Source organism: Actinocorallia libanotica (genome assembly GCF_039525175.1).
GTDB lineage: Bacteria > Actinomycetota > Actinomycetes > Streptosporangiales > Streptosporangiaceae > Actinocorallia > Actinocorallia libanotica.
This window is the reverse complement of sequence record NZ_BAAAHH010000008.1, coordinates 1-15,070: the sequence shown is the minus strand read 5'-3', so window position 1 is coordinate 15,070 and position 15,070 is coordinate 1. Positions and strand designations below refer to the sequence as shown.

General features: G+C 64.2%; 14 protein-coding genes, 1 tRNA gene and 1 pseudogene. 10 read left to right on the top strand and 6 right to left on the bottom strand.

The features are described from left to right. The first annotated feature begins 77 nt into the window (after positions 1-77). Positions 78-150, top strand: a tRNA-Arg gene (locus ABD140_RS12225). A gap of 94 nt (positions 151-244) precedes the next feature. Continuing rightward, positions 245-1,636, top strand: a complete 1,392-nt coding sequence (locus ABD140_RS12220) for a hypothetical protein (protein ID WP_344240016.1) — start codon at positions 245-247, stop codon at positions 1,634-1,636. 72 nt (positions 1,637-1,708) lie between these two features. Here the strand turns inward: ABD140_RS12220 and ABD140_RS12215 are convergent, their stop codons facing one another. After that, on the bottom strand, positions 1,709-2,536 hold the full coding sequence (locus ABD140_RS12215) for a tyrosine-type recombinase/integrase (RefSeq protein ID WP_344240014.1): 828 nt from the start codon (positions 2,534-2,536) through the stop codon (positions 1,709-1,711). Here ABD140_RS12215 and ABD140_RS40310 point away from each other — a divergent pair. The 3 genes and pseudogenes from ABD140_RS40310 to ABD140_RS40300 form a co-directional block, all read left to right on the top strand. Then, positions 2,535-2,857: pseudogene (locus ABD140_RS40310) on the top strand (transposase); the annotation flags it as partial. The gene ABD140_RS12215 and the pseudogene ABD140_RS40310 sit on opposite strands and share 2 nt — an antisense overlap. Further along, on the top strand, positions 2,858-3,070 hold the full coding sequence (locus ABD140_RS40305) for a hypothetical protein (RefSeq protein ID WP_486303344.1): 213 nt from the start codon (positions 2,858-2,860) through the stop codon (positions 3,068-3,070). Then, positions 3,067-3,489 carry a transposase gene (locus ABD140_RS40300; protein WP_486303343.1) on the top strand — a complete coding sequence of 141 codons (423 nt, stop codon included), beginning with the start codon at positions 3,067-3,069 and terminating at the stop codon, positions 3,487-3,489. Before ABD140_RS40305 ends, ABD140_RS40300 begins: the two co-directional genes overlap by 4 nt. 383 nt (positions 3,490-3,872) lie before the next feature. On the opposite strand, the gene ABD140_RS12205 is transcribed toward ABD140_RS40300, so the two are convergent. Continuing rightward, a complete protein-coding gene (locus tag ABD140_RS12205) occupies positions 3,873-4,706 on the bottom strand; it encodes an IS5 family transposase (RefSeq protein WP_344240012.1) in 834 nt (277 codons plus the stop codon). Between the two features lie 249 nt (positions 4,707-4,955). Between ABD140_RS12205 and ABD140_RS12200 the strand changes: the two genes are divergently transcribed. Then, entirely contained in the window at positions 4,956-6,689 is a 1,734-nt protein-coding gene (locus ABD140_RS12200; protein WP_344240010.1) for a serine/threonine-protein kinase, read from the top strand. A gap of 68 nt (positions 6,690-6,757) precedes the next feature. On the opposite strand, the gene ABD140_RS12195 is transcribed toward ABD140_RS12200, so the two are convergent. Both ABD140_RS12195 and ABD140_RS12190 read right to left on the bottom strand, forming a co-directional pair. Beyond that, positions 6,758-7,228 (bottom strand): hypothetical protein, encoded by a 471-nt coding sequence (locus ABD140_RS12195; RefSeq protein ID WP_344240008.1) that lies wholly within the window; start codon positions 7,226-7,228, stop codon positions 6,758-6,760. 256 nt (positions 7,229-7,484) lie between these two features. Next, entirely contained in the window at positions 7,485-7,676 is a 192-nt protein-coding gene (locus ABD140_RS12190) for a hypothetical protein (protein WP_344240006.1), read from the bottom strand. 297 nt (positions 7,677-7,973) lie between these two features. On the opposite strand from ABD140_RS12190, the gene ABD140_RS12185 reads away from it, so the two are divergent. Both ABD140_RS12185 and ABD140_RS12180 read left to right on the top strand, forming a co-directional pair. Further along, positions 7,974-8,546 (top strand): recombinase family protein, encoded by a 573-nt coding sequence (locus tag ABD140_RS12185; RefSeq protein WP_344240004.1) that lies wholly within the window; start codon positions 7,974-7,976, stop codon positions 8,544-8,546. 376 nt (positions 8,547-8,922) lie between these two features. Next, positions 8,923-10,035: a pentapeptide repeat-containing protein gene (locus ABD140_RS12180; protein WP_344240002.1), complete on the top strand. Its 1,113-nt coding sequence runs from the start codon at positions 8,923-8,925 to the stop codon at positions 10,033-10,035. Between the two features lie 2,167 nt (positions 10,036-12,202). Here ABD140_RS12180 and ABD140_RS12175 read toward each other — a convergent pair. After that, positions 12,203-12,400, bottom strand: a complete 198-nt coding sequence (locus ABD140_RS12175) for a hypothetical protein (RefSeq protein ID WP_344240000.1) — start codon at positions 12,398-12,400, stop codon at positions 12,203-12,205. Positions 12,401-12,794: 394 nt separating this feature from the next. Here ABD140_RS12175 and ABD140_RS12170 point away from each other — a divergent pair, with 394 nt between their 5' ends. Together ABD140_RS12170 and ABD140_RS12165 are read left to right on the top strand one after the other, a co-directional pair. After that, the gene (locus ABD140_RS12170; RefSeq protein WP_344239998.1) at positions 12,795-13,154 is read left to right on the top strand and encodes a type II toxin-antitoxin system RelE/ParE family toxin; all 360 of its coding nucleotides are present in this window, start codon (positions 12,795-12,797) and stop codon (positions 13,152-13,154) included. Between the two features lie 3 nt (positions 13,155-13,157). Beyond that, entirely contained in the window at positions 13,158-13,973 is an 816-nt protein-coding gene (locus ABD140_RS12165; protein WP_344239996.1) for a helix-turn-helix domain-containing protein, read from the top strand. A 142-nt stretch (positions 13,974-14,115) separates the two neighbouring features. Here the strand turns inward: ABD140_RS12165 and ABD140_RS12160 are convergent, their stop codons facing one another. Further along, positions 14,116-14,727 carry an SEL1-like repeat protein gene (locus tag ABD140_RS12160; RefSeq protein ID WP_344239993.1) on the bottom strand — a complete coding sequence of 204 codons (612 nt, stop codon included), beginning with the start codon at positions 14,725-14,727 and terminating at the stop codon, positions 14,116-14,118. Positions 14,728-15,070 lie beyond the last annotated feature (343 nt).

Here is a 15,070-nt window from a genome sequence, read left to right as displayed (position 1 = left end):
AAACCGATTCGCCTACCCGCCCAACACCCGGTATGCTCATCTCTCGTTGCACCAGCCGCAAGCGGCAGACGCAACGGGCACCCGTAGCTCAATGGATAGAGCATCTGACTACGGATCAGAAGGTTAGGGGTTCGAATCCCTTCGGGTGCGCAGCAGGTGAGCTCTGGTCATCACGCAGATGGCCAGAGCTTTTGCGTTGGACGATCACCCGGTTTTGTCCGGCTCGCACCGGCCCGTAGCGAGCATGATCGGCTACCTGTCCCCAATGCGTCCCCACGGTTTCCCCGCTACCCAACGCATCGAAGTGCGAGACTCACCGCATGTGGATCACAGAGCCGTGGAGGCGCAGATGACGGACGTGCCGTTGGCATTCCACTGCGAGCACACCGCAAAGGCGAGTCGGGTGCTCGCGCTGGTCTCCATCAACGAAGGACCAGCGTCCCTTCAATCGATCTTCGTTTGCGCAGACGCCGAGACCGCTGAGGAGGTCTCCTGCCTGCTTCACTCGGCCTGGTTCCAGGGGCCCAGTTCCCACCTGCAAGCTGCTGTCGGACGTCTTCTGGCTTCTCTTCCCGACGAACAGGCCTCAGCCCTGAAGCACTACGCGGACCACGCGCTGGCTGGAACCTGGCCACTCCACCCCGACCGAAGAGCGGCGTCGAGTAGGAGTCCGTTCGACATACTCGAAGACGAGGACGAAGAGGTTTCCTCCGATGAGGACCCCGAACATTCCTCAAGGGACCGTCTCGCAGACCTCCCTGGTCGCGTTGTCCGCATCACCAGCATGCTCGAACTCCATGTCTACGAACCGAATCGCCTCTTCACAGCCGCCCGCGCAGCCGGCTGGGAGCCCATGCCCCACTCTGATCACGACCCTGACGACCTCGTCGGCGCTGTCATGACGCTGGCCGACTACCCCCAGATCCCAGGAGCAGAAGGTCTCGGCAACGAGATGAGCGGGGAGTTCCTCGCCCCCCACAAGGGAGATGAGCAGAAACACCAACCTCCGGATTTCGCCGCGCTCTTCCCTATCCCTGACTGCTCCTGCGACCAAGAGGACTGCGAGGACTGCTCCTCTTGGCATCTGACACCGCGAACAGCCGATGTCCTGCACACAGCGCTCTGCGTCCTGTCTGACCAGGCATTCGACGACGCCGACGAGCTCGGTGATGAACCTGCGCAGAAAGACCACCCCGACTGGGGCACCTTCACCAGACTTCCCCGCATCACTTGGAACCAGAACCATGATTGGCGTCGCCAATTCGCCCGTGCCTGCTACGACCTAGCCAACGACCTCAGGCAGGGGCACTGGCCACTCCCGCGCTGCTTCGCTGAAGAAATGGCACTTCACCTCGCACTGGAGGACTCCGACGCCGACGAAGACACCATCCAGTTCGACGAGGACCACGCCGCCCTGCCCACCGGGCGCGACGACTATGACTGGGAAGGCTGCTCGGAATGCCTGTTCCAGGACCATGACGTCCTTCAGCTCTTCGACCTTGCACTTGATGGCATCGAAGATCCCGACACAGAAATCAACCAGTACTACGGAATCGGCGACATGCGCCCAGAAGCCTGGTTCAACGCCTTCAAAAACGCCAGCCCCCGAGACCCCCAACGGGGCTTCCACCGATAACCCACACAACAAACATCCCCGGCATCCCGCATATGCGGGATGCCGGGGATGACAACCGGGACACGATTAAGGTCACATCGAAGACCCGCCTGCAGGAATCTGTGAGGAAGACCCAGGGCCAGGCACCATCTCCCAGGAGCGGTCGTCCAGGACGGTGCTGATCTTTGCTCGGTCGATTGCTCCCTGCCCGGTGAGGCACTTGGCGTAGACATGTGACAGGACGTCTGGGCTGTTGCCTGCCCACTCGGCGACCTGGGTGATGGAGACGCCGGCGTTCAGCCAGGTGGACAGGCAGGCGTGCCGTAGGTCGTAGGGGCGGGTGGCGAGCGGGGATTTCTGCTCGGCCTCGGTGAAGGCGTCTTCTCGCACCTGGTTGAAGATCCGCAGGATCGTGCTGGTGGCCAGGACGCCGCCCTGCAGGCCGTAGCAGATCCGTCCGCCTGGACCGAAGCCGTTCTCCTTCTTGTGCCGGCGCAGGATCGTCACGAGCGGGGGCGGCACGGGGACCCAGCGGCCGTCTCCGCGGGGGCGGTGTTTCAGGCCGCGTTTGTCGCGGATCTCTCCTGAGTCGGTCCAGGCACGTCCGGCGTCAGGGGTGGCCTCGTGGATGTAGATCTCACCCCATTCCTCGTCGTTATCGGGCAGTGTCAGGTCTTCCTCGAAGACGTTGACCGCCTCTTCGGGGCGAAGGCCCGAGTAGTAGAGCAGCGCGAAGAAGGGTTTGAGCAGTGGGCCGCTGGGCTTACGGTTTCCGATGGCCTCCAGCAGCTTCTTGCCCTGGTAAGGGTTGATGACCGAGCGCCGGTCGACCTGGTAGGTGACCCGGTCCGGCGGCTCCCAGTTCAGAGTCTTGATCGGGTCTTTCTCCAGCAGCTCCAACTCCACGGCGTAGGCCATCATGCTCGTCAGAATCACTAGGTGCTTACGGCAGGTGCTCGCTGCAGCACGCTTAGAGCTCATAACAAAATGCATCTATCTCGCGACAACAGGTGACAGCCTGCTGTGTGGTGGGCTCGTGAAGAAGGGCGAGCAACCCCCGTGGATCGTCTCCGATGGATTGTGGGAGCGGATCGAGCCGCTGCTGCCGAAGGTCGAGCGGCGCAGACACCACCCCGGTCGGCGTCGGTTGGACGACCGCAAGGCGCTGTGCGGGATCCTGTTCGTGCTGCATACCGGATCCGGTGGGAGTTCCTGCCCCGTGAGCTGGGCTTCGGTTCGGGCATGACGTGCTGGCGCCGGTTGCGGGACTGGCACGAGGCCGGCGTGTGGGAAGCCCTGCACCAGGCGCTGCTGGTGGAGTTGCACACCGCAAGACAGCTGGACTGGTCGCGGGCGGTGATCGACAGCTCGCACGTCAGGGCTTTGAAGGGCGGCCCAAAACCGGCCGGAGCCCGGTCGACCGCGGCCGAGCGGGCTCCAAGCACCACGTCCTGACCGATGGGAGCGGCATCCCGCTGGCCGTGTCGCTGACCGGCGGCAACCGCAACGACGTCACCCAGCTCGTCCCGCTGCTGGACCAGGTGCAACCGGTGCGCGGCAGGGTAGGACGTCCCCGCCGCAGGCCGAAGAAGCTGCTGGCCGACCGCGGCTACGACCACGACAAGTACCGGCGCATGCTGTGGCAGCGCGGCATCAAGCCCGCCATCGCCCGCCGCGGCACCCCGCACAGCTCCGGCCTGGGCGCCCAGCGCTACGTCGTTGAGCGCACCATCGGACTGCTGCACTGGTTCCGCCGCCTGCGCATCCGCGAGGCCTTCCTTCTCCTGGGCGCAGCCCTGATCTGCTGGAGGTGCCTCGCCCGCACTTTGTTAGGACCTCTTAGAGGGTCTTTTGTTAGCCCCCGTCCTCCTTGATGGTGAAGAGTCCTGGTTTGGGTTCGGTGGCGAGGTCTCGGCTGACGAGTCGTTTGAGTTTGGCGCGGATGCCTTCGACAGTGTTCTTGTGGGTGTGGGGCAGGCCGAGGGCGAGGCAGGCCTCGCGGGCGTGCAGGCCATCGGGGTGCTGGGCCAGGACGGCCAGGAGGTCCTGGTAGGCGGGCGGAAGCCGCGGCCGGTCGGGCTCGGGCGGGGCTGGGGGGAGCAGATCGAGCAGGGTCTGCCGGGTGACTCCAAGCGTGTGAGCTGCTGCTGGGCGGCGTCGAGTTCGGCGGTGAGCCGGTCGACCTCGGTCTGGGCGGCTTCGCACAGGCCCGCCAGGTGCCGCAGCAGTGGCTCGGGCAGCTCGGGCGCCTCGTCGTTCACGCGGCCAGGGTGGGGAGGGCGGGCTCGGCGGTGCTCTGGTCGCGCCACCGGGTGGTGGTGGCGGTGAGGCGGCGGGTCAGCCGGTCGATCTCGGCCCAGTAGACGTGGGCCTGGCTGCTGGCGGTCGTCTTCTCGTAGTCGCGGACCAGGCGGCGGTGCCGCATCAGCGTGCCGAAGGTCTGCTCGACCACCCATCGCCGCGGGATCGGGGTGAACCCCTTGGCCCCGGGTTCGCGCTGCACCGTCTGGACGGCGACGCCGAGAGCCCTGCCGTGGTCGGCCACCTGCTTCTTGAACCCGGCGTCCACCCACGCCGTCCTCACGGCCGGGTTGTCGATCACGACCCGATCCAGCAGCTCGATCCCGATGGCGTTGTCATGCACCGACGCCGCCGTGACGACGACCGCGATGAGCAGGCCGAGCGTGTCGGTGGCGATCCCGCGCTTGCGGCCGCGGGACTTCTTTCCCACATCCAGGCCGGTCGTGGCGGCAGGGATGCCGGCCGCGGAGTGCACGGTCTGGGAGTCCATCGCCACCGCGGACGGATCCTCGGCCCTGCCCGTCTTCTCCCGTACCCGGCAGCGCAGCAGGTCGTGGATCGTCTGGGTCAGCCCGTCATCCCGCCAGGCCGCAAAGTAGTAGTACACCGCCGAGTGCGGCGGCAAATCATGCGGCAGATATTCCCACTGCACCCCGGTCCGCTCCTGATACAGGATCGCGTTCACGATCTCCCGCATCGGATACCGGCCCGAATGCCCGGACACCGACCGGTGCCGCGTCTTCCACGCCGAAATGAACGGCTCGATCAACGCCCACCGCTCATCGGACACATCACTGCGATACGACTTGCGGCCGCCCTCCTCAACCTCCACACACCCACAGCAACCCGACCCATACCGAGCGTCAATACACTGCTACACAACCCTCACCAGCATGACAAGCCGTATCACCGGCATTTCCTCTCAAAAGACCCTCTTACACCGATTCCGCCCGGTCGGAGGTCTCCTGTGTTACAGGTAGCTACAACAGATCCAAACCACACAAACCATGACCTTGAGGCATGTCCTAGCCTTGGCCGAGTGCAGCCCCTTCATCCACGCGATCCTGAGGCCCTCGGCCGCTACCGGTTGCTCGGCCGTATCGGGGAAGGCGGTCAAGGCGTCGTCTACCTGGGGGAGGTAGGTGACGGACGCAGGTACGCCGTCAAACTCATGCGAGGAGCGATCGACGGCTCTTTCCAGCGGGAAGTCGCGGCGGCGCGGAAGGTCGCACCGTTCTGCACCGCCCAAATCGTCGAGGTCGGCCCGGATTTCATCGTCACCGAGTACATCGATGGTCCGTCGCTGCGGGAGGTCATCGAGCGGTCAGGGCCGCTGACCGGGCCATCGCTCTACCGGCTGGCCGTAGGTACCGCGACCGCGCTGGCGGCCATCCACCAGGCTGGCGTCGTCCACCGTGACTTCAAGCCCGGCAACGTCCTACTCGGCCCCGACGGGCCCCGCGTCATCGACTTTGGGATCGCACGGCAGCTGGACGCCACCTTGTCCGCAACCAGCGCGGTCCTCGGCACACCCAGTTACATGGCGCCCGAACAGGTTTCAGGGCAGCGGGTGATGCCTGCCGCGGACGTCTTCGCCTGGGCGTCGACCCTCACGTTCGCCGCCACCGGGCAGCCGCCCTTCGGGCAGGACACCGTGCCCGCCATCATGCACCGCATCCTGAACGCCGCCCCCGACCTTGGCTTGGTCGACCGGCCTCTGCACGAGCTCCTCACCGCGTGCTTGGCCAAGGACCCCGCCCGCCGCCCCGACATGCAGCAGGTCCTCACCCGCCTCCTCGGCCACACGACCATGCCACTATCGGATGTCCTTTCCGAAGGCCGCACCGTCGCACTCACCCCGGAAGCCGCCCTCGCCGACGCGCGCACCCTCCGCTGGACCACTCTGCGCCTCTCCCCGCTGGCCCGGCCCCGTCGCGTCAGCGGTCCGGTCGTGCTCGGCGCGGTCGCAGGCGTAGCCGCTACGGCCGTCCTCGCTGTCGGCCTCCTCCGTTTCCTCCCCACGACGGAACCCGGCGCGGTCCCCACACCGTCCACCCAGTCCCCGCTCGTGGCAGTGGACGTGCCCGGTGTTCCGAAGACGGGTCCGGAATTCGCGGCGGCCGTCGAGAAAGCCATCGCCAACGCCCAGACCGCCTCGGTCACCGTGGAGGGGACCGCCGGCCAAGGGCAGGACGGAGTGGACGCCAAAGGGAAACTGCACCACGTTCCAGGGAAGACGACCAACTACGACCTTATGGTCTCCAATCCCAACGATCCTTCTGGAGAAATCGGCTCTCTGGATGACATGGCGACGCCCAGGCGCGTCGTTCTCGTCGATGATCTCGCCTATGACTCGGCCCTCCGCCAGCGGGCACCGGCGCCCGCGGCGCCTTCGAACTTCGACGAGGCAGGCGGACACATCTGGCTCGCGATGACCGCAGGGATGGCCGCTTCTCCCCGGCACCTGCAGTTCCTGCTGAAGCACTCCCGCAGCGTCTCCCAGGACTCGGACCGAAAGACGATCACTCTTCGCGGGCAACTCAAGGCGAAAGCGCCCCTGGCGGATGCCGGGCTCCGCCCTCTCTATGAGATTTACAGCGGAGGCACCACCGCGGACATCAAGTTCGTCCTTCTCCTGACTTCGGAATACCTACCGAAATCCTTCGAGGTCAACATGATCGTCGAGCTGGCCCCGGGAGAACCCGTTCGCTCCCCTCTCACCATGACCTACAAGTCCTGGGGCACCACCGGCACCATCGCCGCCCCCTACTGATCCCCGTAGAACGACGGAACCCCCGGCACCATGTGGGTGCCGGGGGCGACAGTCTGTACCTCGATGGGCTATTTCTTGGTCTTGTAGAGCTTCAGCCCCACGTGATCCACTATCCAGCGACGGTCATCGGTGTCGATGCCGAAGTAGATCCGCCCCACCGCGGTCTGGTGGACGTGGTCGTCCAGTTTGATGTGGTGGACTCTGCTGTACTGTCGGCTCTCGAATGAGAACTTGTGTAGGTTTTTCCGCTCCAGTCCGTTGTCTATGTGCGAGTAACGGAGTCCGAACGGCCGGAGCCAATCGTAGAGCCTCTCCTCTATGCGGCATTCCATTTGCTTCCATGAAGCTGCGGCCTCGGAGAGTTTGCTGAGTGCCTCGTACATGCGCTCCTCTTTCTGATACTTGGACTTGATCCAGGACCTCTGTGCCGCAGTCGTGAAGACGAGTCCTCCGTCAGATTCCTCCTCGAATTGGTGGAACAGGACCGGCGTCTCCACACAGCGGCTCTTGCGTCCGCCCGGGTATCTCTGCTTTTCCATCGGGGGCTTCCTCCGTTTGAGGGACGGACGCGCCCGCCGTGCACACGCGGGCGCGTGCTGGCATCAGCAGGTTAAACCTGTCAAATCCATAAAGGGAGACCCAAAGCGAGAGGTAACGGACCTGTTCGCAAGATGTCACGGAAACGATGTGAGTCCCCAGTTAAGGGCGCACACTAATGCCCAGGAATGATGTCCCGATATGACGGATTCACGAGTACTCCCGCAACGATGGTCGACTCCCGATCGCTACCCTGGGTTACGAAGTCCCGTAGATCTTCAGGGATAGGGCATCCAGTCCTGGCCACTCGCGCTCGAACTCGGCTTTGGACAATTCTCGGGACTGGGGGAATTCCGTAGAGAACTCCTCCGGCTCCCGATAGGCATACTCTTCGCTGGTATCGGGACTGTCCCACTCGCCGCCCACATAATCCTGCGCTGTCTCGCTCATAGGGAAAGCGTGGTAAGCGCTACTGACAGCGCGCAGGTCCTGACAGGACAGCGAGGAGCTGCGGCTGGACAACGCTCCGCCGAAGATACCGCGCGTTCCGGCTGCTCCTTCCCGTGCCACGACGATCGCCGCGTCGAAAAATTCTGAATCCGGCTGTCAGAAACGGGGGCTCGTTTGCCGTGCGAACAGGCGTTCCGAAAACAGTCGTATACGGGACGCCCCCTGCCCCGTCCGGAACGCCCAGGTCACACCGTCCCGAACCCAGAGTTCCGGGACGGTTTACAGGACGATTGTTGGATGCAACCCGCCCCGCACGCGCCCGCCGCCTACACCAACACCGTCCGTATCGGCTACGCCCGCGTCTCCGGCCGCACCCAAGACCACCAGATGCAACTCGACGCCCTCGCCGGCGCCGTCTTGGAGACGCTCAAGCCGGGCGACACCCTGGTGATCTACAAGCCCGACCGCATCGCCCGCTCCATGAAAGAACTCCTCGTCCTCCTGGAGGACGAACTGCACGCCCGGCAGGTCAACCTGGAGGTCCTCACCGGCATCTGCGCCGGCACCCACCGACCCAACGGGCAGAGCATCGCCGACAAGATGCTCTTCATGGTCGCCGCCATGGCCGCCGAGATGGAACGCGAACTCATCCACGAGCGCACCATGGACGGCCTGGCCGCAGCCGCCGCCCAAGGCCGCTACGGCGGCTGGCCCGCCAAAGTCGACCACGACACCCTGGCCATCGCCCGCGCCCGCCAGGCCTGCGGCGAATCCGTCACCGCCATCGCCCGCCACCTGAGCATCGGACGCTCCACCCTCTACCGCGCCTTGGCCCAGGAGGCCGAGGCCGACGCGACAGCGCAGAGCTGACCTCAGCCCTGCCACGGCCACGAGATGACCCCTCGTGCACACGAGTACGGACAAGAACCGGTGGTTGTGCACAGGAGTACAGACAGCCGGAGTATCCGAAGTTCTCTGCACACCGACCCATAAGCCCAGGTCGGCTGTGCAGAGGACTTCGGACATTGACAGTCGAGTTCCTTGCCCACGCAGGTCAGGAGGAGTGCCCTGTCACGAGTGCACTCCACAGGCTCACGCTGGTGTCGGAGGCTTGCCTAGGTGTTGAAAAAAATGATTTACAACACACGCAGAGATCGGCGGCCGTCTCCGGCGAAGAGCGAACTTCGCCAGAAGCTGTCAGCAATTCGCGGGATCCTTCCACGCCTGGTGCAGCGTCTGATCAAATGTGAGCGAATCCCCCCGCACCCCGCCGCCCGCCACTCCCCCTGCCAGCGAAGAAGACGAACCTGTCCGGCACCGGTGGGTTCGGCCCGTCCTGATCGTGCTCGGGACGACCGCGGTGCTCGCCTTGCTGTTCGTGCTGCTGTGGCCGGGCACCACGTGGTGGGTCGAGCACGTCGACGGCGTCGACCTGGACGGAAAGGACCTGGAGGCCGGCAAGGACCGCCAAGACCTCCTGGACAACGCCCGCGGCCGGTTCACCGCCCTGGCCACCGGCATCCTGGCCGCCATCGCGATCGCCTACACCGCCGCCAACGCCAAGTCCGCCCGCCGCACCGCCGACGCCGCCATCAAGGCCGCCGCATCCTCCGAACAGACCACCCGCGCCTCCATCCACAGCGCCGAAGCCGCGATGCGCACCGCGGCCGCCACCGAGCAGGGCCTGGTGACCGGCCGCTACACCGCCGCCATCACCCAACTCGGGGACAAGGACAGTATTGACATCCGCCTCGGCGGCATCTACGCCCTGGAACGCATCGCCACCGACTCGCAGCGCGACGACCCCGTCATCATTGAGGTGCTGGCCGCCTTCGTCCGCGAACACCTCGAAGACGACGACGCCCGCCGCCCACCCAGGGACAACGCCCCCCGCCTCCGGCACAAGGCCAACCTCGAGTGCTACCGGCTGCGCGCCGCCCTAGCCGTCCTGGGCCGCCGCACCCACGACAACGACATCCGTCCAGACCTGTCAGGCCTGGACCTCCACCAACTCGATCTGTCCCGCATCACCCTGGCCAACACCGGCCTGTTCAGCACGGACTTGCGCGCCGCAGACCTAGGCGCCGCAGACCTGCGTGCCGCGAACCTGAACAGCGCAGACCTGAGCGGCGCGAACCTGAGCGGCGCGGATCTGAGCGGCGCGAACTTGGTCAGCGCGAACCTGAGCGGCGCGAACCTGGTCGGCGCGAACCTGAACAGCGCGAACCTGAGCGTCGCGAACCTGAACGGCGCGGATCTGGTCGGCGCGGACCTGAGCCTCGCGGATCTGAGCGGTGCAGACCTGGACGGCGTGGACATGGACGGTGCGAACCTGAACGGCGCGCGCTGGACGGCATGAACCTGAACAGCGAGGACTTAAGGGGGGCTGGTCTGCCAGTGGAGGGGATACAGACAGTGGCACGGGCGAATGAAAACACCCAGCCTGGCCCGCCGACAGAGAAACCCTGATGCCGAAACCGGGTTGTTGTAAATCGATCAGTTAGGGCAGGGCACCTCGGAGAGCATCACTCTTGTGGCGCTTTGTACGATTGTGTCCGGTGTGCCGGGAAGTCTGGTCGGCAACGTCTGTTCGCGATCCCTAGGGAGACCGCCATGAACGCCCCACTCGGCGCCATCACGCCTGTCCCCGTCCCCCCGCGAAGCCCTTACTCGTGTCATAGGCCAGGGCCGCCGTGTAGCAGTGGGCTCCTTGCGCCCATGGAAAAATTTCTCACCCAAACGCGTTGCCGCTGCTCAGAGCTTTACGAGCGAGCCATCCCCCCGATTTGGGCGTCACTCACCTCAATGATGCGCTTGGAGTCTTTGTGACAGGGCATGCGCAGCGCCGACAAGTTCAGCGCCTACTGCTACCTGGGAAAAGGCTGCGACAGTGCCCTGAAAACCCAGCTTTTCCTGTCAGAGTGTTCCACGTGTGGTGGAAGTCATCACTAGACTCCCTCTAGGACCTTATGGACTCGGCGCTTCTGGGTTGACACGCCATTCAGAAATTTGTGGCCTTGGCAAGCCGCCCGAGTTCCAAGGAGGCCTGGATGCCCCCCGAAGAGGTGTCACCCCCACCCCATCGTTCGCGCTGGGACGGGAAGCGAGTGTCGAAGGCGGCCCTGAAGATCGTCGCGCAAGCGGCAGCTGCCCTCACCGCCCGCCTCTCCGTCGAAGCGCTATGGCGGTGGTTGCATGGCTGATGCCTCAGCAAGGTGACTTGCTGAGGCCCAGCACTCTGCCCTTCCGTGGTCCCGGGAAGTTCTGCGGAAGGGCACCCTTATTTTCGCTTACAGCTCGTTGTGATCCGCCCACGTTGTACACGTACCAAACGCTGCGGACACCCGAACCGTACACCGATTTAGCTCACAAACGTAAAGTCATACGCTAAAAAAAATTTACATCCGTCCGGCGCATCTGTGCTGCCCAAAGCCCCGACAGCCCGGTTTCCTAGCCTTCACCAGGCATCACAGCGTCATCGCCAGGCACTGCCACACTCCTCAACATGGCAGAGATGACACCCGCTAGCGCCCATCTCCAGCACAGGCAGCCAACAGTTGGCGTATGCCGTCCTCGACGAGCTTCCCGGACCGCTCCTTGGTTCAACGGTGGTTCCGCTGCCTGCGCAGTTCAGGCACTTGTTGTGGCCGAGACCTTTGCAGGCCCTCCGCTCGCGAACGTGTCTCCAGTCGACAGGTAGGTCGTGATCGCGTTGCAGTGATCTCGCAAGGGTGTCGGATGAGATCCGACCCCGACACTGTCATAGCCGGTTGAAGACCAGTGGATCGGCCACCTGGAACGGCTTTCGGCTCAGCGATTGTGTTCTGGTTCTTTGGCCCAGAAGAGGGCGCCTGTGGTGGACAGGGCAGTGAAGGCGGCGCAGGTGTGGAGGGTGGCCGGAGGCCGAGGAGGATGTAGGCAGGGACAGCGAGGGCGGCGGGGGGCGAGGTTGGAGCCGAGGGCGTACAGGTGAAACAGGTCGCGGGCGGGCGGTGATGTGGTGCTGGAGGGTGGTGTTCCAGTTGCGATGAAGATCTCGTAGCCGATTCCAGCGCAGAAGGCGGCGGCTGCCAGGAGCGGGACAAAGTCGCTTGAAGCCGGCAGGAAGAAGAAAACTAACCCACGATGTCAGCCCACGGGACTGTGCTCCATGTCGCCGAGCCTGGTTGACGCAACGAAGTCCGCAGTCTGCTAGGTCATGCCTGAGGGATCTTGCGTGGCTGGCGCGCCGAACCAACGCAACTGAACTACGCAGCTCCCCTTACCGGCCCCATGCCGGAATCGCATGGGAAGGAACCGGTGCTGATCGGCGTCCGTCTCTCCTGTCAGCAGATCACCAAGGAGAATCTCGTTGGGCCGCACATTGCAGGACCGGAGTCGCTGGATCGCAACACTCGCCGCTGCCCTGGCCGCCATTGCAGCGGGGGCGGCGGGGTTCACCGAAGTGCCCACACCCATGCAGCTCGGCTTCCTAGCCGCTGCCGCGCTCACTGCGGGAGCCTCGGCGCTACCCGGCACAAGTCGTTTCAAAAAAAAACTTTTTTCTGATTGTTCGGGTTTGAGACACCATGTGCTCTGAACTGCATCTTTGTGTAGGTTCCGGCCAGAGCATCCACGTAGTCATCGCGGTTGAGTTCGACCCTGGCGTACCAGCGGTAGGCCTGAACATGGATCTTCCGAGAATCGTGTCGATCAGGGTCGAGGTAGATCGTTCGCTCAATCATGTGCCCTGCCCCTCATCAGGCGCTCCCGCGCTCGGCTGCTCAACCGCAACCTGCGGCACCGAAGATGCCGACACACCCAACGAGATCATGCACTGGAAGCCCAACTCCAGCGAACGCCCGTAACCACCACGCCAGAGACGGTAGCGCCCCAACAGCCCCATTTGCACCCGAAACCTAGCCTCACACCATGATCAAACTCGGAGACCCTTGCTTCCCTAGCCTCTTCGGAGGCGCTCAGCCAGACGTCCCCGATGTCTCCGCAGCGCGTCCGGCCGGCGAGGAGGTGCGATTTTCCCTCGCAGTGCTGCGACGGCCTGCCAAGAGGAACGAAAGCTGAAGCAGCGCGTCATACCCACCCTGCATTATGTCTTTGGAGTCATATATCATCGAAGACATGGCGCTGTTCACGATCGAGGTCGAGCCGGAAGTACGTGACTGGCTCCGCACCCTCCCTCCCAGGGAGTTCGGTGTGGTCGACGTCCATGTCGGCAACCTCGCGGAGCAGAGCCATCTGCTGCGGATGCCTCTGGCCCGCCCCCTTCGCGAAGGCGTCCAAGAACTCCGGTTCACCCTCCCTCCCCGCCAGGTACGCATCACGTACTACTTCGCAGGGGATACTCGAATCGTTCTACTCACGACCTTCTGTAAGACTCGGCAGAACGAGCGCGACCAGGTCAACCGCGCCATCGAGGTCAAGAGGATCTGCGAACAGAGCCACCAGCCTGCGGCACACGACTTCTCACGGAAGGGATGAGCGATGACGACACAGCACGAGGTCTACACGCCGGGCCTTCCGGCAGATGCCCACGGTTTCACCGGCCGTGACGCTGAGGAGTTCGATGAGGCCAGGGCGGAAGCGCTTATTGCGATGAAGGTCGCCCAAGCCGTCTACGACCGGCGCACCGCCCGCGGCTGGTCCCAGACCGAACTTGCTCGCCGCGCCCGCACCACCCAAACCGTGGTGTCTCGCATCGAAAACAGCGCGGGCATTCCCACCATCTCCATCATGGTGCGGCTGCTGAGTGCGCTTGGAGCCGACCTTGACCTGATCATCCGCGACCATGACGAAGACGCAACTGGCAGCGATGATCCTCCCGAGCCTGTCGCCGGCTCCTCCATTGCCGACGACCAAGGCGCCGCCTGCACCGTTCGAGCCAGAAAAGCGGAACAAGGCGGCACCGCCATCGAGCGTTCGTTCACACGAAGCGTCGTCAAGGCCGTCGCAGCTAAAAATCTAGGCGCCATGCGCGCTGCCTCGCCTGCCGCATTCCTGCATATCACACCGTCAGCAGTCGCAGCTTTTACCGCCGCTCTTGAGAACGCTGTCGCTCACATCCCCTCCCCTCCCGGTGATGTATTCGCCCCCGCCGCACTCATCTGCTTCCGATCCGGGAGCTACGCTAGAAGCACTGCGGTCACACGTGGGAGCGACCTCGACCCTCGGGAAGAGTTCGACATTGTGATCGCACCGAGCCACGACCTCGATCGGGATGATGCCGAGGAAGCTGTCGAAGTCGTAGTCGAAGCTTTTCATCGGGTTTGGACCATGGCAAACAACGACAGGCTTGCTTAAGAAAGGTCCGCGTAACCGGTCGTCAGTGACGTCGACACAGCTACGGAAGGCGGCATGATCAAGAAGCAGTCCGGTCTCCTTCTTCTCTGCATCTCGAGGCAGACCATCGGCTCCACCGAGCCTGGGGCACTTCAGCACGCTGCTAGGGTTTCATCTTTTCGATGCGTTGGATGGCCTCAGGGTGGTGGGCTTCTGCGGCAAGGTTGAACCACCGTGCAGCGTCCCAGTACTCGCCTTGGGCTTCTTTCAGCCTTCCCAGGCGGTAAGCGGCTTCGGGATTGCCGGCGTGGGCGGCGGCCTCGTAATAGACGGCAGGGGAACGGCTGGTGGTTCCGGCGGGAGCGAGAAGGTCCTCGCTATTGGGGGCTCCTGTTGGCAGAGCGAGGTCGAGGGCGAAGGCGGCAGCAAGTTCACGACGCTTGTAAGGGGCGGCGGCGTGCAGAGCCATGGCCATGGCGTCGCGTGCATCGGCGGCATCGGCAAGCCATGCCATCGCTTGCCTGTCTTCGGCGTCCCAACACAGCAGCAAGATTCCCAGGTGACACGCTGCCTCGTGGTCTCCTTGCTGGGCGGCTGCACGCAGCTCTCGCCCGTGCTCTCCCAGGGAAGCATCGCGGTCGGGTTGGAAACCTTGAATCCCGTAGGTCCGGCTTGCCCACTCTGCCGTCGATATCCCCGCCAATGACTCTGCTGCGGGCGGATCTCCCGTGCTTTGATCATCGTCACCGAACATGGCGGCCAGGTCGAGCGGCACAGTGTCATCTGAAGACCGCACCTGTTCTTCGCAGGTCTGGGGAAGGCCGTCACCTGTGCCCGCTCCGGCCTGCCCGAGAGACTCCTGCTGGGGGGTTGCGTCGACCGCGACACCGTGGCGGCCGCTTCTCACTTCGCGTTTGGCAGCCTTGTATCTCTCTGACCACTCCTCAACGGTGCCGATCTGGTCGGGGTCCAGGAAGGTGTCTTTCAGGTGCCGGCGCAGCGATGCGATGAAGAGCGCGACCCAGTCCCACTCGGGCAGAGTGAGCCTCTTTCATCCTCGGCGAAGGGCTTTGATCACGGCATGATCGCGAGTTGAGGATTCGCCCCCGGACACAGAG